We start from the raw sequence: 1,304 nt of genomic DNA on the forward strand, positions 1-1,304 counted from the left end.
CACGACCAACATCCCGCGCAAGCCTCCCGTTCGAGCCGGAAGGCAGTGTGGATGACTTGTCCTGGGGTCCCGTTTGGACGCCGATTACCCCAAAAACGGGGTCCTTATTCCACGCCTAATCACAGTAATGGGCGACCAAGGTGCCGACCAGCGCCCTATCGGCGGTCCTGTTCGACAGCACGCCTAGTCGCCTGGCCCAGACGAGCGGGCGGTCCCGCCGCGAGGTCGCCGCCGATCTCGGTGTCGGGCTCTCGACGCTGCGCAACTGGATCGACGGTCGACGCGAGCGGGAGATGGACAACCCACCGGCCGATCGGCAGGAGGACATGGCCGCCGAGCTCAAGCGTCTGCGGCGCGAGAACGAGGTGCTGCGCCAGGAGCGGGAGATCCTGAAGCGGGCCACGGCTTTTTTCGCCAAGGAGGGAAGTCGATGAGGTTCCGCCTCATCGACGCGGCGAAGAAGGACTTCCCTGTCGCGCGCCTGTGCAAGGTTCTCGATGTCAGTCCGAGCGGCTACTTTGCCTGGAAGAGTCGTCCGGCCTCGACGCGGCAGCGCGAGGACCTCGTGCTGCTTGCCCACGTCCGATCCGCGTTCACGCTCTCGCACGAGACGTACGGCAGCCCGCGCATGACCCACGAGTTGCGTGAGCAGGGTTTGGCGGCAGGCAGAAGGCGCGTGGCCCGGCTGATGCGGGAGAACGGGCTCAAGGCTCGCCAGCCGCGCCGCTTCCGGCGCACGACGGACAGCGGCCACGCCTTCCCGATCGCGCCCAACCACCTCGACCAGGACTTCATGGCGGCCGGGCCGGATCGGAAGTGGGGAAGCGATATCTCCTACATCTGGACGCGGGAGGGTTGGCTGTACCTGGCGGTGGTCCTCGACTTGTACTCTCGGCGGGTCGTGGGCTGGGCGGCGAGCGACCGTCTCCACAAGGAACTCGCGCTGACCGCGCTGCGACGAGCCCTCGTCGTCCGGCAGCCTGGATCAGATCTGCTCCATCATTCCGACCGCGACAGTCAGTACTGTTCAAACGAGTATCAGGCAGAACTACGAGGACATGGCATCGTGATTTCGATGTCTGGCAAGGGAAATTGCTTCGACAACGCGATGGTCGAGACGTTCTTCAAGACGCTGAAGAGCGAGTTGGTCTGGCGCACCGCGTTCCAGACACGAGCCGATGACGTCCCCCCATCGCTTTGGTCCGGCGTGAGTGCGAGTTTTCCGGTTTTGTGAGACCCTGAGGGGAGGAGCAGAGCCGTGAAGAAGAGCAGGTTCACCGAGGAGCAGATCGCCTTCGCGCTGA

The 1,304-nt window shown here is 64.6% G+C and carries 1 pseudogene; it reads left to right on the top strand.

The window, feature by feature from the left end:
• Nucleotides 1-140: 140 nt before the first annotated feature.
• A pseudogene (locus tag ACP56T_RS21840) lies at nt 141-1,180 on the top strand (IS3 family transposase); the annotation flags it as partial.
• Nucleotides 1,181-1,304: the final 124 nt, after the last annotated feature.

The sequence above is a fragment of the Methylobacterium endophyticum genome (assembly GCF_050591105.1).
Taxonomy (GTDB): Bacteria; Pseudomonadota; Alphaproteobacteria; order Rhizobiales; family Beijerinckiaceae; genus Methylobacterium.